This is a genomic window from Aliiroseovarius sp. ABM4_368 (assembly GCF_056161205.1).
On sequence record NZ_JBSWYR010000006.1, the window covers coordinates 83,568 to 102,340 of the forward strand.

General features: G+C 57.4%; 17 protein-coding genes and 1 riboswitch. Of the genes, 6 read left to right on the forward strand and 11 right to left on the reverse strand.

The annotated features are described in order from the left end of the window. Positions 1–104: 104 nt before the first annotated feature. The 4 genes from xylA to xylF form a co-directional block, all read right to left on the reverse strand. A complete protein-coding gene (gene xylA / locus ACXAH3_RS15350) occupies positions 105–1,379 on the reverse strand; it encodes a xylose isomerase (protein WP_474863013.1) in 1,275 nt (424 codons plus the stop codon). Beyond that, entirely contained in the window at positions 1,379–2,146 is a 768-nt protein-coding gene (locus tag ACXAH3_RS15355; protein WP_474863015.1) for an ATP-binding cassette domain-containing protein, read from the reverse strand. The genes xylA and ACXAH3_RS15355 overlap by 1 nt, the downstream gene beginning before the upstream one ends. After that, positions 2,146–3,438, reverse strand: coding sequence for a sugar ABC transporter permease (locus tag ACXAH3_RS15360; protein ID WP_474863016.1), 1,293 nt, complete (start codon positions 3,436–3,438; stop codon positions 2,146–2,148). Before ACXAH3_RS15360 ends, ACXAH3_RS15355 begins: the two co-directional genes overlap by 1 nt. Before the next feature lie 64 nt (positions 3,439–3,502). Then, positions 3,503–4,522: a D-xylose ABC transporter substrate-binding protein gene (gene xylF / locus ACXAH3_RS15365; RefSeq protein ID WP_474863018.1), complete on the reverse strand. Its 1,020-nt coding sequence runs from the start codon at positions 4,520–4,522 to the stop codon at positions 3,503–3,505. 123 nt (positions 4,523–4,645) lie between these two features. Between xylF and ACXAH3_RS15370 the strand changes: the two genes are divergently transcribed. Both ACXAH3_RS15370 and ACXAH3_RS15375 read left to right on the forward strand, forming a co-directional pair. Continuing rightward, positions 4,646–5,878, forward strand: a complete 1,233-nt coding sequence (locus ACXAH3_RS15370) for an ROK family protein (protein WP_474863020.1) — start codon at positions 4,646–4,648, stop codon at positions 5,876–5,878. Beyond that, entirely contained in the window at positions 5,875–7,395 is a 1,521-nt protein-coding gene (locus ACXAH3_RS15375; protein WP_474863022.1) for a CRTAC1 family protein, read from the forward strand. The genes ACXAH3_RS15370 and ACXAH3_RS15375 overlap by 4 nt, the downstream gene beginning before the upstream one ends. 7 nt (positions 7,396–7,402) lie before the next feature. Here the strand turns inward: ACXAH3_RS15375 and ACXAH3_RS15380 are convergent, their stop codons facing one another. Genes ACXAH3_RS15380 through xylB form a run of 3 tightly spaced genes read right to left on the reverse strand, consistent with a single transcriptional unit; the run spans position 7,403 to position 11,078 of the window. Further along, positions 7,403–8,701: a cytochrome-c peroxidase gene (locus tag ACXAH3_RS15380; RefSeq protein WP_474863023.1), complete on the reverse strand. Its 1,299-nt coding sequence runs from the start codon at positions 8,699–8,701 to the stop codon at positions 7,403–7,405. After that, positions 8,698–9,609, reverse strand: coding sequence for an aldose epimerase family protein (locus ACXAH3_RS15385; RefSeq protein WP_474863024.1), 912 nt, complete (start codon positions 9,607–9,609; stop codon positions 8,698–8,700). The genes ACXAH3_RS15380 and ACXAH3_RS15385 overlap by 4 nt, the downstream gene beginning before the upstream one ends. 8 nt (positions 9,610–9,617) lie before the next feature. Beyond that, the gene (gene xylB / locus ACXAH3_RS15390) at positions 9,618–11,078 is read right to left on the reverse strand and encodes a xylulokinase (RefSeq protein WP_474863026.1); all 1,461 of its coding nucleotides are present in this window, start codon (positions 11,076–11,078) and stop codon (positions 9,618–9,620) included. A 192-nt stretch (positions 11,079–11,270) separates the two neighbouring features. After that, a riboswitch (cobalamin riboswitch) is annotated at positions 11,271–11,484 on the forward strand. A gap of 102 nt (positions 11,485–11,586) precedes the next feature. On the opposite strand from xylB, the gene ACXAH3_RS15395 reads away from it, so the two are divergent. The 4 genes from ACXAH3_RS15395 to ACXAH3_RS15410 are packed head-to-tail and all read left to right on the forward strand — an operon-like array spanning position 11,587 to position 14,771. Continuing rightward, positions 11,587–11,994 carry a DUF1636 family protein gene (locus ACXAH3_RS15395; RefSeq protein ID WP_474863028.1) on the forward strand — a complete coding sequence of 136 codons (408 nt, stop codon included), beginning with the start codon at positions 11,587–11,589 and terminating at the stop codon, positions 11,992–11,994. After that, positions 11,991–12,773, forward strand: a complete 783-nt coding sequence (locus ACXAH3_RS15400; protein ID WP_474863029.1) for an ABC transporter ATP-binding protein — start codon at positions 11,991–11,993, stop codon at positions 12,771–12,773. The genes ACXAH3_RS15395 and ACXAH3_RS15400 overlap by 4 nt, the downstream gene beginning before the upstream one ends. A 14-nt stretch (positions 12,774–12,787) precedes the next feature. Continuing rightward, positions 12,788–13,741, forward strand: coding sequence for an ABC transporter substrate-binding protein (locus ACXAH3_RS15405; RefSeq protein WP_474863031.1), 954 nt, complete (start codon positions 12,788–12,790; stop codon positions 13,739–13,741). 4 nt (positions 13,742–13,745) lie between these two features. Then, positions 13,746–14,771 (forward strand): FecCD family ABC transporter permease, encoded by a 1,026-nt coding sequence (locus tag ACXAH3_RS15410; protein WP_474863032.1) that lies wholly within the window; start codon positions 13,746–13,748, stop codon positions 14,769–14,771. 16 nt (positions 14,772–14,787) lie between these two features. Here the strand turns inward: ACXAH3_RS15410 and ACXAH3_RS15415 are convergent, their stop codons facing one another. The 4 genes from ACXAH3_RS15415 to ACXAH3_RS15430 all read right to left on the reverse strand — a co-directional run bounded on the left by ACXAH3_RS15415 (position 14,788) and on the right by ACXAH3_RS15430 (position 18,772). After that, positions 14,788–15,429 carry a DUF1826 domain-containing protein gene (locus ACXAH3_RS15415; protein WP_474863033.1) on the reverse strand — a complete coding sequence of 214 codons (642 nt, stop codon included), beginning with the start codon at positions 15,427–15,429 and terminating at the stop codon, positions 14,788–14,790. After that, positions 15,429–16,640 (reverse strand): GTP-binding protein, encoded by a 1,212-nt coding sequence (locus ACXAH3_RS15420; RefSeq protein WP_474863034.1) that lies wholly within the window; start codon positions 16,638–16,640, stop codon positions 15,429–15,431. Before ACXAH3_RS15420 ends, ACXAH3_RS15415 begins: the two co-directional genes overlap by 1 nt. Positions 16,641–16,654: 14 nt before the next feature. Further along, positions 16,655–17,767 carry a CobW family GTP-binding protein gene (locus ACXAH3_RS15425; protein ID WP_474863035.1) on the reverse strand — a complete coding sequence of 371 codons (1,113 nt, stop codon included), beginning with the start codon at positions 17,765–17,767 and terminating at the stop codon, positions 16,655–16,657. Between the two features lie 222 nt (positions 17,768–17,989). After that, entirely contained in the window at positions 17,990–18,772 is a 783-nt protein-coding gene (locus ACXAH3_RS15430) for a heme ABC transporter ATP-binding protein (protein ID WP_474863037.1), read from the reverse strand. Between the last annotated feature and the right edge of the window lies 1 nt (position 18,773).

Here is an 18,773-nt window from a genome sequence, read left to right on the forward strand (position 1 = left end):
TACGGCGTGCAGTATTTGACAGATTGGGACGCTCAAGCGCAAGCAGCCCAATCCGAACTTTCACCACGCGACTTCAGATCCACGAGCGGGCTGGCAGCAAACGCTCAGACGAATTGATTGACATAGTTTTCCAGCGCTTCCTGCCGACCGGACCGAGGATCAGGCGTGATCCCTTCCGCCAGAACACGTTCGGTAATAGAGGTCAGATCGCTGGTCAGCATGGCTTTCGCTTCGGGCGTTTTCCAACCGGCGTAACGATCTTCCAACGCGCGCTCAAGCCCACCGTCTTCGATCATCTTCGCCGCAGCTTTCAGCCCCCGGGCGCACACTTCCATTCCACCAGCATGGGCGTCAATCAGGTCTTGCGCGTCCAGCGATTGACGCCGCAGTTTGGCATCAAAATTGGTGCCACCCTGCCCCAGTCCACCGGCCTTCAAGATGTGATAATAACACAATGCCACCTCGGGCACGTTGTTGGGGAATTGATCCGTATCCCAGCCGGACTGATAATCATTTCGGTTCATATCAATCGACCCCAGCATCCCTTCGGACGTTGCGACGGCGATCTCATGCTCGAACGAATGGCCTGCAAGGATCGCGTGTCCTTGCTCGAGGTTCAGCTTCACCTCGTTCTCAAGTCCGTATTTACGCAAGAAGCCGACGCAGGTCGCCGCATCAAAATCATATTGGTGCTTTGACGGCTCTTGCGGCTTAGGCTCGACCAAGATCTGACCCTCGAAACCGATCTTGTGCTTATAGTCGACCACCATCGACAGGAAGCGTCCCATGTGGTCAAGCTCTTGCCCCATGTCAGTGTTCAGCAAAGTCTCGTAACCTTCGCGACCACCCCATAAGACGTAATTCTGACCACCAAGCTTGTGCGTTGCATCCATGCAGGATTTGACGGTCGCAGCGGCAAAAGCAAAGACATCTGGGTCCGGATTGGTTGAAGCACCCGCCATCCAGCGGCGATCGCTGAACATGTTGGCCGTCCCCCATAAAAGCCCTGTATTTGAGGCTTCCATCTTTTCCCCGATATAGTCGGTGATCTGGTCCAAGGTTCTTTGATTGTCCGCGAAATTTCCCTGTTCAGGGCGGATATCCGCGTCATGCCAACAGAAGAACGGGACGTTTAGAAGGTCAAACATCTCGAACGCGACGTCGGCCTTCATCTTTGCGCGGCCCATGTCATCTTGGGGATGCCAAGGGCGAATGAAGGTCTGACCGCCGAAGGGGTCCTGCCCCTCCCAAGCAAAGGAATGCCAGTAAGCCACTGCAAAGCGAAGGTGATCCTCCATCCGTTTGCCCATGACCATCTCATCCGGGTTGTAGTGGTGGAATTTTGCAGGTGTGACCCCATCAAAGAAACCAGTGGCCATTATGCGTCCGCCTTTTCGTTTGGGTTGCGACCCAGAATAATCATTGAGAGAAGATCATCATCTGTGACTTCTCCAATATCGACCGTGCCGACCAATTGACCGTTCTTCATCACGCTGGCCCGGTCGCACAGCTCCATCACCGAATGGACGTCATGATCAATCAGGAAAATCCCGATGCCCTGCGCCTTCAACTGATGGATCAGATCTGCGACCATCTGTGTCTCGTGCGGCCCAAGGGCAGCTGTGGGTTCGTCCATAATCAGAATACGGGCGTTGAAATAGACCGCTCGGGCGATCGCCACGGACTGACGCTGCCCCCCGGACAGGGCCGAAACCGGTTCATTGAACTTCTGGAAGTTCGGGTTCAGGCGTCCCATGATCTTGCGGCATTCAGCCTCCATTGCGGCGTCATCCACCAACCCGAAAGGCGTCATCAATTCTCGCCCAAGGAAAAGGTTTGATGCCGCATCCAAATTGTCGGCCAGCGCGAGCGTCTGATAGATCGTCTCGATGTTGTTGGCGCGTGCGTCTCGCGGAGAGTTTATCTCGACCTTCTGGCCATTGATGAAAATCTCACCCTCGTCCTTGGCGTAAGCGCCTGACAGAACTTTGATCAAAGTCGACTTGCCGGCGCCGTTGTGCCCCAGCAGGCCGACGACTTCGCCCGGATAAAGATCAACAGAAATGTCGTCCACGGCTTTGATCCCGCCAAATGCGATCGAGATGTTCTTCATCTCGACCAAGGGGGCTTTTGTCTGCTTTGTCATTACTTTGCCCCCACACGTTTGCGATAGATGATGTCAATCAACACAGCCAGCACAAGGACCGTGCCGACCACGATGTTCTGGAACGGCGCGTCGACGCCGACCATGGCCATTCCAGACTGCAAGGATTGCATGATCAGCGCGCCAATGATCGCGCCATAGATAGTACCAAACCCACCGGACAGCGCAGTGCCGCCAATGACAGCAGCCGCGATGACCCGCAATTCGTCCAGCGTGCCGATGTCATTGGAATGGTTCGACAGACGCGCAGATGCGACGACCGCAGACAAGGCACATAGGAACCCCATCAAAGCGAAGATCTTCACGGTCAGGCGGCGCGTGTTGATGCCCGAAAGCTCGGCGGCATCAGGGTTGCCGCCAGTTGCGAAAATATAGCGCCCGAACCTTGTTCGTTTCGCTACCACGCTAAGGACGACGGCCACCAGAATGAGGATAAGGACCGAGATGGGCAGGCCGTATCCGACTGTCAGCCCCTCTGGAAGTACCTCTCCGCGTTCTTCGAACAACCGCTGTAAGCGACGTTCCGGGATAAGGTAGGAATTGAGCACAGCAATGAAGCCGGCAATAGAAGCGATGATGATCCCGTAAAGCGTGAACTCGGCCCAAATCGGCTTCACAGGGAAACCATGTGCAGACTTCGCCCGGCGTGCATTCCACATTGCCCAGACGGCGGCGACCATAGCCACGAACGCGAAAGCCCAACTCCATGTGGTTCCAAGTGTTCCATTGGTCCCGCCGAAAATCAGAAACGTCGGGTCCAGCGGACCAATCGTCTGCCCACTGGTCAAATACCACGCCACGTTGCGCCAAACCAGAAAGCCACCCAGCGTGACGATAAACGCCGGGATGGTCAGATAGCCGATCATCCAGCCCTGAAACGCACCAATAAGAGTGCCCACCAGAAGACCCGAGATAACAGCCAGAACCCAGATCATCGGATGACCAAGCCCCAAAAGGTCAGGCAAGATTTGCGTCTGCATCATCGCCATGACAGCCGAGGTCGTCGCCAAAAGCGCACCAACGCTTAGGTCGATGTGGCGGTTAACGATCACAAAAACCATCCCGCAGGCCATGATCGCCACAGACACGGTCTGAATCGTCAGATTGAAAATATTGCGGGGCGTCAGGAACCGGCCATCAGTAAACCAGTTAAACCCGATGCAGAGAATGAACAGCGCTCCAATCATACCCAAAAGACGCATATCCAATTCCAGTTTCTGGAACAGGTTGCCTTTGCCTTTTTTGGGGATCGGCGCAATTTTCACGTCAGCCATGTCAGACCTTCTTAAAAAGCGCGAATAAGGTATGGCCCCGGTTTTTCACCGGGGCCATCAGGGATCAGTTGCAGGGTGCGGGACCGTCGGTCACGCCCTGACAAAGAGCCTCTTGCGTAATCCAGCCGGCATCGACAACAACCGAAAGATTTTCGGCAGTGATCGGAACAGGCTCAAGGAAACGGGCCGTCATGGTTGTGCCACCGGGGGACGTCCATTCTTGGCTGTCACCGGCCGCTTCACCACTGGCAAGGGCAACTGCGATCTCGCCTGCAGCTGCACCAAGGTCACGTGCATCTTTCCACACCGACACGGTCTGTGTGCCCAGTGCGACGCGGTTCAGCGCAGCGTGATCGCCGTCCTGACCCGAGACTGGAATACCTTCCATACCCTGAGCAGTAAGGGCAGCCACAACACCACCTGCCGTGCCATCATTCGAAGCAATAACTGCATCAACATTGTTGTCGTTTGCAGTCAGGATTTGCTCCATGTTGCGTTGCGCATTCGCGGGCAACCAGCCATCGGTATAGGCTTCGCCTACGATGGTGATGTCTCCGGCTTGGACAGCCGCATCAATGATCTCTTGCTGACCACCGCGCAGGAAGTCTGCGTTCGGATCGGTCGGCGAGCCTTTGATCATTACGAAATTGCCTTCAGGCTGTGCAGCAAATACCGCACGCGCCTGCATCCGGCCAACTTCAACGTTGTCGAAAGTCAGATAGAATGCGCGACTGTCTTCAATCAAACGGTCATAGGCGACGACGGGAATTCCTTCGTCCGCAGCGGCCTGAACTGCTGGGCCAATCGCCTGTGCGTCTTGCGCCAAGATGATCAAGGCATCGACCCCCTGCGCAATCAGGCTTTCGACGTCTGACAGCTGCTTGGACGAAGAAGATTGTGCATCGGCGGACACATAGGTCGCGCCTGCCGCATCCAATGCACCAACAATGGCCGCCTCATCAGTTTTCCAGCGCTCTTCTTGAAAGTTAGACCAGCTGACGCCGACAGTGATCGCATTATCATCTGCGAAAGCCACAGATCCCATCAAGGCCGCAGCCGCGGACATTCCAAATAGATATTTCATTGTTTCCTCCCATAGGTGGCTCATGCTAGCGATTCGAAGAGCCTACAACTTTGGTAGCATAATTTTTTTACTTGTCGAAAAAAATAATCGGCAGGTCAGGCAAGTTGAATGTAGACTGGTGAAATGAAAAGAGAATCGGGCGCATTCTGGCCCCATCATTTAAGCGAGACCTTCGCATTGGATGCTCGCGCAGTGACTCGTCTGCGCGTCCTGAATTGCATCCGGGCTTCAGGCAATGCGTCACGTACCGACATCGCTGCGGCCTTAAGTCTAAGTCCGGCAACGGTGACATTTGTTACGTCGGGCCTGATGGCAGGTGGCCTGATTGAAGAAGTCACCGCGACAGACAATCCGGACTCAGCAAAACGCGGTCGTCCACGTGTTGCGCTTCGATTGAAAACCGGAGACTTCCACGTTGCGGGCATTAAGGTCGCGCGGGACACAATGTCTATTCTGATCCTCGATTTCGATGGGACCGAGATCACCAGGCTTGAGGTGCCTTTGTCGCGACCGCAGATGGAGCCAGAAACCCTTGTTTTGGCGATCCGGGACGCACTGCATGCTGCCTATGTTCAGATAGGGTGCAGCATCGAAAAGCTCTCGGGCATTTCGATTGGGCTCGCAGGACAGGTAAATGCCGAAACCCAGTTCGTGCACTGGTCGTCATCTTTCACGCAACGCAACGTCGATTTAGGCAAGCTTTTAAACCAACACCTCCCCTGCCCGGCCTTTCTGGACAATGACGCCAATCTGGTCGCAAAGGCCGAGCAACTGTTCGGGGAAGCCAAGGGGCTGCGCAATTTTCTGGTTGTCACGGTGGAACACGGGGTCGGTTTGGGCATTGTTCTGGGCGGGCGGCTTTACCGGGGTGAACGCGGATGCGGGGCCGAGTTCGGTCACACCAAAGTTGCTTTGAATGGCGCAACCTGCCAGTGCGGCCAAAATGGATGTCTGGAAGCTTATGTTGGCAGTTCCGGGCTGCTTCGTCGCGCTGCCGACGAAATCTCGGCTGACGCTTTCCCAACCGTTAGGGCCTTGGTCCAAGGCGCCGTGGATGGACACACGAAAGCAGCCTCTATCCTTGATGAAGCCGGGCAAATGTTTGGTATGGGATTGTCCAACCTCATCAATCTCTTTGACCCAGAGCGGATTATTGTAGCAGGTGCCGAACACCGCATTTCACATCTTCATTCAGAGATGGTTTTGGAAACTGTGCGCAACAACATCGTCGAGGTCGACGCCCCTTTCCCCGATATCCGCATTCATCATTGGGATGACCTGATGTGGGCCCGCGGGGCGGCCGCGATGGGGATCGAGCATGTCTCGACCCTGAAGGTAAAGGAGCTTTCGGAATGAAGCTGCTTGTGTCGGCAACTATCGCGATCTCCTTACCCGTGCTGGCCCTTGCCGAAAGAGGCCTGCCTAAATTCCAACCTGTCGAGATTGCACCGCATGTTTACGCAGGTGGGTGGGAGCATTTCGTCGGCGGTGGCGTCGCAGTGTTCGATTGCAACGGCGACGCCCTGCCCGAGTTATATGCCGCGGGTGGCGCAAATGCGGCGCAGTTGTTTTTGAACACCTCGTCGGGTGACGTGGCCTTCACTGTCGATACCCCGGATGCCCTGTCTTTAACATCTGTGACTGGGGCTTATCCGCTGGATATTGACAGCGACGGCATGCTGGATCTTGCCGTGCTGCGGGTGGGCAAAGATGTGCTTTTGCGAGGTCTTGGCAATTGCCAATTCGAACCTTTCGACGACCTTGCCTTTTTTTTCGGCGCCCATTGGACAACGGCCTTTTCGGCCACTTGGGAAGATGGCCAGATCCTTCCGACGCTTGCATTCGGGGCCTATGTTGATCGCAGCGACCCCGACGGACCGTTCGAAGCCTGTGATGCGACGCAGCTTTTTCGCCCTCATGGCAATGTCTATGGCACGCCCCATGCGCTTAAGCCCGGCTTTTGCGCGTTGTCGATCCTGTTCTCGGACTGGAGCCGCACTGGCCAAGCAGATTTGCGGATCAGCAACGACCGTCACTATTACGTAAAAGGCGGGCAGGAACAGATGTGGGCGATGGAAGCCGTCCCTCGCCTGTACACAGCCGACGAAAGCTGGCTGCCCTACTCGATCTGGGGCATGGGCATCGCTTCACGCGATTTGAACCGAGACGGCTTCCCCGAGGTATATCTAACCTCGATGGGTGACCAGAAATTGCAACAGTTCGACCCAAAAGCTGGGGGGCCCGCGTGGCGTGATGTCACCTACGAATTCGGGGCCACTGCACACCGCCCTCACGTTGGAGATGATGGGCGGCCTTCGACCGGCTGGCACGCTCAGTTTGGTGACGTTACCAATGACGGGCGCGACGACATCTTTGTGTCCAAGGGAAATGTCGAACAGATGCCCGGTCTGGCGATGGAAGACCCCAATTCACTGTTGATACAACTGGCTGACGGCCATTTCACCGAGGTGGCACACAAAGCAGGTGTCGCCACCATGGACCGTTCACGAGGGGCAGCTTTGGTTGACCTGAACCTAGATGGCCTGCTTGATCTTGTCGTCGTCAACCGGCGTTCGGACATGGAGGTCTTTCAGAATGTCACCCCTGACCCCGGAAACTGGTTGACGGTCTTGCTGCGCCAAACCGGCCCGAACACGAACGCCGTGGGTGGATTTGTCGAAGTTCGCACCAAAGATGGCCTTTTTCACCGTGAAATCACAATTGGCGGTGGTCATGTCAGCGGGCAATCAGTGCCAGAGCACTTCGGATTGGGCGACGCACAGAATGTTGAACTACGCGCCATCTGGCCCGATGGCACCAAAGGGCAATGGCAGAGCGTTTCGACCAATCAGGCCGTGACACTCAGCCGCTAACACGCTTTCAACGCTCGACAGGCAACCCGCTTGGCACGCTGTCGGGAACCCCCAAGCGCTCGGTCGGGTCTTCTAAGGTCTTCAGAAAGGCGAGAATATCGTCGACATCGGCGTCTGACAAAGATTGGGGTGACAGCTCATTCGCTGTTGCAATCGCCTCAAGATCCGCCTCTGACATTTGGATCCGGTCATCAACAGCCCCTTCCAACTGCGGCATCACCGCCTTGTTCAAATGGTAGGCATAAAGCGACCCAACAGGATCAAGGTGGTGGCGCACCACCTCTTTTAACGATGGGTAAGCTCCGGAATGACCGTAGGGCGCTGTCAGGGTCACGTTGCGCAAGGACGGGGTGCGAAAGGCAAAGGCGTCCTCGGCGCGCCCTGTCACCCGTATCCGACCCTCATCGCGAGCGTGGCTTTCAAACCGTGCCGCTTTGCCCGGGCCGATCTGAGGCATGGCGATGGCATGAAATTCGTGATCCGTCTGCAACCAACCCGAATGACAGCTGCTGCATCCTGCCTTGCCATAGAACAGATCCATTCCCCGCGCCTCTTGCTTCGACAACGATGCCTCTCCGCGCATCGCACGATCAAAAGGCGCGTTATCAGCACGCCATTCATGCGCAATGAAATCCGCGATCACATTGGCAATCTGGGTAAAGGTCACATCCTGCCCTGGAGCAACCTGTTCAAACGCATTTGCGTATTCCGGTATCGCTTCCACGCGGGCGGCTATGACATCCCACGCACCCCCATCCTGCGCCAAAAGCCCCTGTCGGACTGCCTTGCTTACATCGTTTTCCGAGTAATGTCCCGCCATCTCGTCTGCTGACAGAACAGGGAACATCGCCTGCGCCGATAGCGCCGATTGAAACCCGGTGACCATATCAGATCCCAAAGGTGTGCGGATACCGTTGGGCTGGCTGTGATCCACTTCTAGCCGCCCATCATGGAAGAACACAGTGAACTCGGACGCTCCAAGGTTCCACAGCCCAGGCGCATTGCGGGGGATACGTTGCTCTGGGTAATTGTCGGCATCTGCCACCCGATCCGGCCCCAGCCCTGTGGCGCCATCGCCCAAAGACAGCGACAGCCCATCGCTTGTTCCAAAACGGGGATGGTGGCAGCTGGCACAACTGACCTGCTTATTGCCCGACAAGATCGGATCATAAAACAGAAGTTGCCCCAATGCGACGCGCGCCGGATCACGGTCCCGGAAAGCAGGCGCTTGCCCCAGTTCTTGCGCCGACGCACTGCTGAAGGCCAGACAGGCAACGACAAGAGCTGTTTGGACAACGTTCCTCATTCGCCGACCTCTAAGACCAGCTTTTGCACATATGGCGATGCGGGTGTGCAAATCGTGGATGGAAAATGTGGCTGGTTGACCGCATTCGGGAAGCCAGAGGGTTCAACGCAAATGCCGCCCCATGCTTCAAACGGGGCACCCAATCCATGCCCGGTATATATCTGCGCCCCCGGCTGATCCGATGCGACCCGCAGCTTCAACCCAGACGGCGCCGAAAGCTCGGCGATATGTTGCAGGCCTTTGGCTTTTTCGGGCCGAATGAAGAACCGGTCAATCCCATCAGGGAAGCTTCGCAAACGCCGCCCTGTCCGAAAATCGAGCGCCGCGTCTGCAACGCCTTCAATCTCTCCGGTGGCAATGCCCGCGGCGGAAAGCGACAAGACGCGCTCCATTGGCATTGTCAGCTTCAGATCAGCACCCGACTTCTCGCCCAAGGTATAATAGTTGTGCTGTGCAAGGCTGACCGGACGCGGGCGATCAACTTCGACCCGCATTTCATAGGTCAAACTGGTGTCCGACAATACGACCCTGATCACGAAACGAGCTTTGCCCGGAAACCCGGCCTCCCCGTCCGCTGCAACATAGGTCAGGTCGGCGGTTCGGTCATCTAGCTTTGACAGGCTCCAATATTGGGCCGAGATACCCTCGACACCCGAGTGCAATGAATTGACCCCTTCATTGGCCATCAGCTTTACATCCGTGCCACCCAGCGAATACCGCGCCCCAGCAATACGGTTTGCCACAGGCCCGACAATGGCCCCGACATAGTATGGGTCCGACAGATAGTCTTTTGGATCGTCATAGCCGAGGATCAAGGGAACATCATCGTGCCACCACCCTTGTGTCACGCCCCCGTAAGACAGCAATCGAACACGCATCGGTCCATGCCGCAAGTCAACGGTTTGCATCGGATTCTTCAAGACGCGGCGATCGCGCTGATCGCAGGATAGGCGGCACGGTATCTGGCATAGGCCGCATCATAGGCAGCCGTCAGGTCGCGGCGCGGCTCAATGACATCAGCAACCGCCGGAGGGCTCATGACCTCATCAGGTGTTGCACCGGTCGCCGCACAAATCGCCAAGCGCGCGGCGCCCATAGCCGCCCCAAGTTCTCCGGCTGCTGGAACCGAAAGCGGCAAATCCATCATTGTCGCCAATGTCTCTAACCAAAACCGGGACCGAGCGCCCCCGCCTACAGCAAAGACCGTCTTAAGATCAGCCCCCGTTTGCGCCAAAGCCGCTTGACTGTCCCGCAATGCAAATCCGACCCCCTCCATCACGGCGCGGGTCAAAGCGGTCTGATCCGTCGCAATGTCCAGACCCAAGAATGCACCCCGAACTGTCGCATCATTATGCGGCGTCCGTTCGCCTGAAAGATACGGCAGGAAAAGTACCGAAGATGGTCCGTTGATCTTGTCCGGCAGCGCCTTGGACAGGGCCGCGGGCTGCTCACCAGTGTTCCGCGCCAACCAGTTCAAACTGTCTGTCGCTGATAGAATTACACCCATCTGGTACCAGCGCTCTGGCACTGCGTGACAAAATGTATGCACCGCAGTTTCCGGCGCAGATGCAAATCCACCCCGCGCCGCCAGCAAAACGCCGGACGTCCCCAAAGACACGAAACCAGCCCCTTCATTCAAGCACCCGATCCCACAGGCTGCAGCCGCATTGTCCGCAGCACCGCCTGCGACAACCACCGATCCGCTGATCCCCCATTCCGACCTGAGTGCATCGCGCAGCATCCCACCAGCCGCGCTTCCTTCAACCAAATCAGGCATCTGATCTGATCGCATGCCCGAAGCCGCCAGCGCAGGCTCTGACCACTTGCGCGCGCCCACATCCAGCCATGATGTCCCGGCGCTGTCGGACATGTCGCTTAGATACTCACCCGTAAGCCAAAGCCGCACATAGTCCTTCGGCAGCAGAACCTTTGAAACCTTTTCGAAAACATCAGGCTCATGTTCCGCGATCCATGCCAGCTTGGGCGCCGTAAATCCGGGGAAAACTATGTTGGCCGAGGCATCGCGCATCACCGGATTTTCATCAAGTGCGGCAGCCTGCGATGCCGATCGCGTATCATTCCACAAAATGCAGGGGCGCAAGGCTTTCCCGCTGGCATCAACCAAAGTCGCACCATGCATATGACCGCTTAGCCCGATCCCTTTCACATCTTGGAAAGCAGGTCCGGCAGCGTCAGCCAACCCGCGCATGACGCGCTGACTGGCAGTGATCCAGCTGTCCGGATCTTGTTCTGACCAACCATGGTGCGGATGCTGTGTTTCCAAAGGCGCCTCAGCCTCGGCCAAAACAACGACGGCATGATCAATCAAAATCCCGCGCACACCCGATGTTCCAAGATCCAGACCGATGAAACTCATTTTTACCTCATTTATTTTATCGCATAAATTAATGACCAAGTGCCCGGAGTCAATCGCCATGCTTTGACCATGCACAGTTTTCGTTCAAGAATGTCGACCCCTATTCGCCATTTGCCCCGCCTCAACGGGTATCGGATGCAAAGCCATGTGCCACGTGGCGAAACTCCTCTCTTGACAACCAACACACCTCTCGACACCTTCAGCCGCGATGGTTTCGGCACGCCAAAGGCAAGCCGGATGAAAAGGGAACACGGTGAGGAACAGCCAATCGGCGCCAATTCCGTGACTGCCCCCGCAACTGTAAGCGGTGCGCATCCCCTCGACGCCACTGGAGCAACGCTCTGGGAAGGTTGGGGACAAGCACAAAGCCGCGAGTCAGGAGACCTGCCATCTGAACCGTAACTCAAACCGGGCGGGGTGTCCTGGAAGGAGGCCAATATGGCTTTGATGGCGTTTGCCACATTCAGATTTGGTGTCATTCCCTCCCTGCAAGCGCGCGGAGGGCGTCATGAACCGGACTACCACACACCGAATTACTGTTTGCACGTCGTGCAGACACAAGGGACAGGCCTGTCGGCCGGGTTATGAACTGATCGCAAAGCTGCGCGCTGCAATTTCGGCGGCGGGCGACGCCATCGGCGAAGATTTTGAAATCTCCGGCACCGCATGCATGGCGGGCTGCGATCGCCCTTGCACGGTCGCCTATCACGGCACGCGCAAAGCAACCTATCTGTTTGGCGACATAGACCCTGACGTGGACATTTCAGACCTTGTGGACTTCGCAAGCCAGTACGCGGTCCTTCACGATGGTTGGTGCAGCTCTGTTGACCGGCCCGGCAAGCTGCGCAGCAACACCCTTGCTCGTATTCCAGCCACCATCATGGCGATTGAAGACACTGCCGAGCTGGTGTCATGAGCGCCGCAGAGCTTCGGGTCGAAGGCGTCACATGGGCACCATCGCGAAAATCGCCACTATTGCTGCATGACACCAGCTTTGACGTTCCTGCGGGCCAGACGCTGGGCGTTGTTGGGCCGAATGGGGCAGGAAAAACGACGCTTCTGCGCCTGATCTATGGGTTCAACCTGCCCTTCAGCGGGCATGTGTCTATCGGTGGCCAGACGCTGTCCACACTCGCCCCCCGCGCCGTCGCCCGCAAGGTCGCCGCCGTGTTGCAAGAGCAGCCTACCGATTTCGCCCTGAATGTCCGCGAGATCGTCGCCCTTGGCCGCGTGCCGCATCGTCTGGGGTTCGCCACACCCGGCAAGCGCGATGAAGAAGTGATCGAGGCCGCGCTGGATCGCATGGATCTGCACGGCATGGCGCATCGCAGCCTGTCGACCCTGTCCGGCGGCGAACGCCAACGGGTGATGGTGGCCCGCGCCTTGGCGCAAGAACCGCAGGTCTTGGTTCTGGATGAGCCCACCAATCACCTTGATATCCGGCACCAGCTTGAGGTGCTCCAACTGATCCGTGATCTGGATTTGACCATCGTAACGTCGCTGCATGATCTGAATCTTGCGGCTGAAGTCTGCGACCAAATCTTGGTCTTGCGCGGCGGACACATGATGTCTGTCGGCACCCCCGGGGAGGTGCTGTCAGACGAACTGGTTTCGAAAACCTTCATGGTACAGGCCCGGCTGGAAGAACTCAGCCTCAGCCGCAAACCCCATTTTTCATTCCAACTTCCAAACTGAACAAGGGAAACCCTATGAAACACTTGCCATATGCCCTTGGCATGAGCCTTCTGGCGACTTCAGCATTTGCCGAAGTCACCGTGGACAGCTGCAGCCGACAGGTCACTTTTGACACTCCACCCAAGGCGGCCGTGTCCAACGACGTAAACCTGACCGAGATGATGCTGGTGCTTGGCTTGGCTGATCGCATGGTCGGCTATACCGGCATTTCTGGCTGGAAAACTCTGGACGAAGAGATGCGCGCCGGCGTCGAAGCTCTGCCCGAGCTATCCACGAAATACCCGTCGAAAGAAGTGATCGCGGGGGCCGACGCCGATTTCTTCTTTGCTGGTTGGAACTATGGCATGAAGGTCGGCGGCGAAGTAACACCCGAAACGCTCGCCCCGTTCGGCGTCAAGGTCTATGAGTTGACAGAAAGCTGCATCCATATCGGCGACAAGCCGAAAGTCAGCATGGATGACATGTATAATGACATCCTTAACCTTGGGAAGATCTTCGGCGAAAACACCAAAGCGCAGGAACTGGTGGCAGGCTATAAGGCCGAGCTGGACGCGTTCACCGCCGAGCTGAAAACCGGCGACGAACCGCTGCGTGTGTTTGTCTATGACAGCGGTGAAGACACGCCCTTTACCGCTGGAAAATACGCCATGCCGACAGCGCTGATCGAAGCGGCAGGCGGCAAAAATATCATGGATGATTTCGAGAAAAGCTGGGCGACCGTGGCTTGGGAAGAAGTGGTGGAACGCAACCCCGAAGTCGTCGTGATCGTGAACTATGGTGAAGTGACTGCCGACGAAAAACGCGCGTTCATGATGAACAACCCGGCCTTTGCCGATCTGGACGCTGTAAAGAACGACCGTTTCGTCGTGCTGGAATATGTCGAAGCCACCCCTGGCCCGCGCAACGTCAATGCGGTGAAGAAACTGGCCAGCGGTTTCTGGGGCCACAGCACTCACCAAGGACAATAAGGCGATGCGGCAGCCCACACAGCGTTTGCCCCTTCCGGGCATTTTCCTGATCGGAGCAGTTCTGTTCGGGCTGTCGCTTTCCATTGCAATCTCGGTGGGCGCGGTGTCTGTGCCCATCGACACGGTCTGGGGCGTGTTCTTCAACAGCACTGGTTTGTCTGACGCCGAACCGACATGGTCCGCAGGCCGCGCCGCCATCGTGTGGGAAATTCGCTTTCCCCGCGCACTTTTGGCAGCCATGGTCGGGGCGGGGCTGGCGGTCGTCGGGGCTTCCCTTCAAGCCGTCACCCGCAACCCGCTGGCCGATCCGCATCTTTTAGGCATCTCATCAGGAGGAGCCTTCGGTGCGGTGGCCGCGCTAATGCATACGGGCCTTTTCATGGGGCTTCTGACCGTCCCGTTCATGGCGTTCCTTGGCGCTTTGATGGCGACGGCCATGGTGTTGGGCGTGTCGCGCATGGCGTCTGCGACCTCGGCAGACCGTTTGGTGCTGGCAGGCGTTGCCGTGTCCTTCGTGATCATGGCAGGCGCAAACATCCTGATTTTTCTGGGTGACCCCCGCGCATCGCACACCGTAGTCTTCTGGATGCTCGGAGGGCTAGGGTTGGCCCAATGGTCGCACCTGTCTTACCCGCTGATCATCCTTGCTCTGGCAGGGACTTGGCTTTGGCTTCAGTCGTCAAAGCTGAACGCCATGACCATCGGTGACGAGACCGCAACAACGCTTGGGATCTCGGTCGCCAAGTTCCGTTTGTCCGTCTTCGTGGCTGGCGCACTGATCACTGGCGTCATGGTCGCATTTTCCGGCCTGATCGGGTTTGTCGGCCTGATGGTGCCCCATATCGTGCGGATGTTGGTCGGCGGCGACTATGCGCGCGTTCTGCCCGTCTCTACCCTGTTCGGAGGCATCTTCCTGCTGTGGGCCGACATCGCGGCGCGCACATTGATGGCACCCGAGGACATCCCAATCGGGATCATCACCGGCCTAATCGGCGGCATATTCTTCATCTTGCTGCTGTCGCGAAGATAACAGAACCTGCCGTGCCTCAGACCTCGTCTTCCGGGTCAGCAACAGGATCAAGCACCAACAGCAAACGCGTCTCGCCGCTTCCTTCGATGGGCGGCGAACGGTGCAGCAAGCCCGAGGCCGGCTGCTCTGGCCAGCGGGTGCCCCGCAGCAGGATCGGCGCGCCGGTGGACACTGTGATGATACGCTTGGGGTCGCGGCCATCTTGACCGGTGCCATATTGCGTGCCGGTCCCGCGATAGGTGCAGACCAGCCGCGCGGTGATCGCGTCGACATGGAACTTGCGGCAGGCGTTGGTGGTCACCACATCAAGACGCACCCGCAGAAAGCGCGCGCGCATCAACTCGGAAAAGAGTTGGGAAAGCGCCGAAATGTCGTCGATCAACATATCCCGTTCAGGACAATCCGGCGTGCCAGACGTGTCACAGATGTGGCGGACGGCATCCGGAATGGCCTCTGGGCGCAGGATCATGCGGGTCTTGGGCAAAAGAGCGGCGTCCAAACCGTCGATCCAATCTTGAAATGACGGTAAGGGCTGACGCCGCCAAACAGCGGCCGCAACGCCCGGACGATGGATAGCTGACAGGTCTTCAGCCGTGTCGGTTAGATGCACCCCAAGGGGTGCATCTTGCATCAGCGTCTCAAGCACCGTGACATTCATCAGCGCTGCCCCCAGAGCGGGAAGGCGTCGGCCAGATCCTCCCATTCTTCTGGGCGGAATTCGTCCACATCCATAAGGGCTGCATTCAGGCGCGCTTTGATGGCGTCTTCGTCATAGCCGGTGCCGATGAACACGATCTCTTGCCGCCGGTCGCCCCAGGGTTCGACCCAGTTGCGGGCAATCTCGGCTTGCGCCTCGGGATGGGTCGGCAGGCGCTCTTCAGGCAGCGATGCCCACCACAGCCCCAGCGGCTTGACCGAGGACAACGCCCCCGCAAGGCTAAACTCGGCCGCCCATTGTGGGCGGGTGGCGATCCAGAAGTGCCCCTTGGCGCGGATCACGCCGGGCAGATCGCCGTTCAACACCTTAAGCAGCCGTTCAGGATGAAACGGCGCGCGGGCGTGATAGGCGAACGAGCTGATGCCGTATTCCTCGTCTTCAGGCGTGTGATTGGCAAAGCCGTAAAGCTCTTTGGCCCACATCGGGTGTTCATGCGCGGTGTCGAAATCGAAAAGGCCCGTGTCCAGAATGGCATCGGCGGACACGTCCGAGTGATTGGTCTCGATAATCTTCGCGTCGCCGTTCAGGGCGCGGATGATTTTGCGGGCGTTATCCGTACGTTCAGGCCCAGCATCGTCCACCTTGTTCAGGATCACCACATCGGCAAATTCGATCTGCTCGGTCAGCAGGCTGACCAGGCTGCGATCATCCTGCTCGCCCAAGCTTTCGCCGCGGTCGGTCAGGAAATCGTGGGACGAGAAGTCCTGAAGCAGGTTCACCGCATCGACCACCGTAACCATCGTATCCAGTCGCGCCACATCCGACAGACTTTCCCCGGCTTCGTCACGGAAATCGAAGGTGGCCGCGACGGGCAGCGGTTCGGAAATCCCGGTGGACTCAATGAGCAGATAGTCAAAGCGCCCTTCCTCGGACAGGTTGCGGACCTCTTTCAGCAAATCATCGCGCAAGGTACAGCAGATGCAGCCGTTCGACATCTCGACTAGGGTTTCTTCCTGACGCGAAAGCTCGGTCCCTTCGCGCACCAGATCGGCGTCGATATTCACTTCGGACATGTCGTTGACGATCACAGCCACGCGGCGCCCGTCGCGGTTGTTCAGAACACGGTTCAGAAGGGTTGTTTTTCCAGCCCCAAGAAAGCCAGACAGCACGGTCACAGGCAGGCGGGTATCGTTAATCGGCGTATCTTTCATAGCATTTAACTCGCTTATGTAAGGGAAGGTTCGGCGCGCAACATGTTCAAGCTGTGCTCTAGCTCGGCACGCGGAATGTCGCGGGCAATGACGACGATACGCGAACGGCGATCGTCAGACGGCCAGTCTTTGACCGGCAGCGGAGGATCAAAGATGGTTTGAACCCCATGGAAAACGAATGGCATCTCGATGCCTTCAAGGAACACCACGCCCTTGACGCGCAGCAGATTGGGACCACGTTGTGCGGTCAGCGTGTTTAGCCAGTTGTCGAAGACAGCATCGGCCAAGGGTTCATCAAGGATGATGGACGCCGTTTCGATGCGGGCGTCGTGACGTGAATGGGATGCCGGGGCCGACGGCGACGCGGCCATCCCAGACAAGTTCGCAAAGGGATCTGAAGTCAAACCGGCAGATGCACCCTGCCCCGATGCGTGAGACATCACATGAACCGGAGAGCCAGGCGCTTTGCGCCCAGTTGTCCAAGACAACACATCGACCGGAGCGGCCTCTTTGCGCAACCCGCTCAGCCCCCACAGCTTCCCGGCCAAACCTTCACCGCGGACGGCATGCAGGATGCGCGCGGTCGGGTTTAACCCCCGCAGGCGTTCTTCGACCCTGATGATCTGCTCGGGCCCTACCAGATCGGCTTTGCTGAGAACCAGCAAGTCGGCCATCGCGACCTGTGAAACGGCTTCGAACTGATCATCCAATGTCTTAGGGCCATTGGCGGCATCCACCACGGTAACGACCCCATCCATGCGGGTCCGCGCGGCCAGAAAATGTTCGACCAAAAGTGTTTGCAGGATCGGCCCAGGTTCCGCCAGCCCTGTCGTCTCAATCACGATCCGATCGAAGTCAAATTCACCCGCCTCACGGCGCTGAAACAGTTTTCCGAATGTGTGTCCCAGCTCGCCCCGCACAGTGCAGCACAGGCAACCCGATTGCATCAGCGTGACATCGTCGCTGGAGGTCGCCATCAAGTCGTGATCAAGCCCTGCTTCGCCAAACTCGTTGACGATCACGGCGATCCGTCCTGACGATGCATCCGACAGGATAGCGTTCAAAAGCGTTGTCTTTCCTGCTCCCAGAAATCCGGTTAGCAAAGTGACAGGTAAGCGCGAATCCACAGTGCGTGCTCCTTTGGTGTGGAGGCTTTTTAAGTTATGTTATAATATAACGCAACAGCTTGATGCGAATACCGCACCCACTCAACAGCACTGCGCTGGCGGGACGACTTTACAATATTAGCGAAGGTCCAGCGTGCCAAAAGCGTCTCGACTTGAATAAGCCGAGATCGCATTTGGCGGGCTCTGGGTTGTCCTTATTCACTCTCAGGACAAACAGAGGTCTTATGAAAGCGTCACGCCCGCTGGGTGCAGAACCACCGACGAACCGATCGCAGCCGGGTCAAGATCCACGTGGCAATCATAGGCTTGCGAAAGGTTCAGGCCGGTCAGAACCGCGTCGGTCCATCCATCCGCAAGGACGCGACCGTCCTTCATTATCACGATCCTGTCTGCATAAAGCCCCGTCAGGTTCAAATCGTGCATCACCGCAATCACGCCACCGCCTGCTTTGGCAAAGTCGCGAGCGATGTTCATCACTTGAATTTGGTGTGCAATGTCCAGCGCAGCAACAGGTTCGTCCAGATAAAGCCAGCGTGGTTCACCATCCAATGTTGGCTCCCAAACCTGACATAAAACGCGGGCCAGTTGGGTGCGCTGTTGCTCGCCGCCGGACAGCTCTTGGTAATATCGGTCTTCATAGCCGGTCAGCCCGACCCGGGCCAAAGCACGCTCGGGCAGCGTGTCATCTTGCGCCGAAACACCTGACATCAGCCCAAGGCGTACAACTTCAATCACCGTGAAAGGAAAGGCCAAGGGGGTCGATTGTGGCAACACGCCCCGTTGGCTGGCCAGTTGCCAAGCCGCCAAGCCGGTCACGTCCTGCCCGTTCATGGTGATCTTGCCGCCGTGATCCACATCCCCTGTTAAGGCGCGCATCAATGTCGTTTTGCCGGATCCGTTCGGGCCGACAATTGCCGTGACTTGCCCTGGATAAGCGATGAAATCTATCCCATGTAAGATCTCTTTTCGGCCCAGTCGGACGTGAATGTCAGTTGCGTTTATCATG

Coding starts and splice junctions, on each gene's coding strand:
- xylA (WP_474863013.1), bottom strand. CDS start 1,379: ATGGCCACTGGTTTCTTTGATGGGGTCACACCTGCAAAATTCCACCAC.
- ACXAH3_RS15355 (WP_474863015.1), bottom strand. CDS start 2,146: ATGACAAAGCAGACAAAAGCCCCCTTGGTCGAGATGAAGAACATCTCG.
- ACXAH3_RS15360 (WP_474863016.1), bottom strand. CDS start 3,438: ATGGCTGACGTGAAAATTGCGCCGATCCCCAAAAAAGGCAAAGGCAAC.
- xylF (WP_474863018.1), bottom strand. CDS start 4,522: ATGAAATATCTATTTGGAATGTCCGCGGCTGCGGCCTTGATGGGATCT.
- ACXAH3_RS15370 (WP_474863020.1), top strand. CDS start 4,646: ATGAAAAGAGAATCGGGCGCATTCTGGCCCCATCATTTAAGCGAGACC.
- ACXAH3_RS15375 (WP_474863022.1), top strand. CDS start 5,875: ATGAAGCTGCTTGTGTCGGCAACTATCGCGATCTCCTTACCCGTGCTG.
- ACXAH3_RS15380 (WP_474863023.1), bottom strand. CDS start 8,701: ATGAGGAACGTTGTCCAAACAGCTCTTGTCGTTGCCTGTCTGGCCTTC.
- ACXAH3_RS15385 (WP_474863024.1), bottom strand. CDS start 9,609: ATGCAAACCGTTGACTTGCGGCATGGACCGATGCGTGTTCGATTGCTG.
- xylB (WP_474863026.1), bottom strand. CDS start 11,078: ATGAGTTTCATCGGTCTGGATCTTGGAACATCGGGTGTGCGCGGGATT.
- ACXAH3_RS15395 (WP_474863028.1), top strand. CDS start 11,587: ATGAACCGGACTACCACACACCGAATTACTGTTTGCACGTCGTGCAGA.
- ACXAH3_RS15400 (WP_474863029.1), top strand. CDS start 11,991: ATGAGCGCCGCAGAGCTTCGGGTCGAAGGCGTCACATGGGCACCATCG.
- ACXAH3_RS15405 (WP_474863031.1), top strand. CDS start 12,788: ATGAAACACTTGCCATATGCCCTTGGCATGAGCCTTCTGGCGACTTCA.
- ACXAH3_RS15410 (WP_474863032.1), top strand. CDS start 13,746: ATGCGGCAGCCCACACAGCGTTTGCCCCTTCCGGGCATTTTCCTGATC.
- ACXAH3_RS15415 (WP_474863033.1), bottom strand. CDS start 15,429: ATGAATGTCACGGTGCTTGAGACGCTGATGCAAGATGCACCCCTTGGG.
- ACXAH3_RS15420 (WP_474863034.1), bottom strand. CDS start 16,640: ATGAAAGATACGCCGATTAACGATACCCGCCTGCCTGTGACCGTGCTG.
- ACXAH3_RS15430 (WP_474863037.1), bottom strand. CDS start 18,772: ATGATAAACGCAACTGACATTCACGTCCGACTGGGCCGAAAAGAGATC.